The 337-nt window shown below is 42.4% G+C and carries 1 pseudogene; it reads left to right on the plus strand.

Annotated elements, in window-relative coordinates:
• A pseudogene (locus ACYP5M_RS26535) lies at positions 1-337 on the plus strand (stage II sporulation protein D); the annotation flags it as partial.

Here is a 337-nt window from a genome sequence, read left to right on the forward strand (position 1 = left end):
TGTATCCAGTCCATGGGATAAAGAAGAATCACCAAAATTTTATAATAAAGTTGTTGTCTATACTTCAGATTTTGAAAAAAAGCTGGGTGTAAGTCTTTCTTCGGGAACATCTATAGGGACTGTCATTGAAAGAACATCTGGTAATCGCGTCGGTGTAGTGGAAATCGGAGGAAAGAAAATGACAGGAAAACAGATTCGTGAGAAGCTCGTGCTGACATCGTCCGATTTTGACTGGGAGCGTCAATGCAACCATATTGTCATCACGACAAAAGGATCCGGACACGGAGTTGGAATTAGCAAGTACGGTGCTAATGGCATGGCCAGGGAAGGAAAAACC

Source organism: Peribacillus sp. N1 (assembly GCF_054600815.1).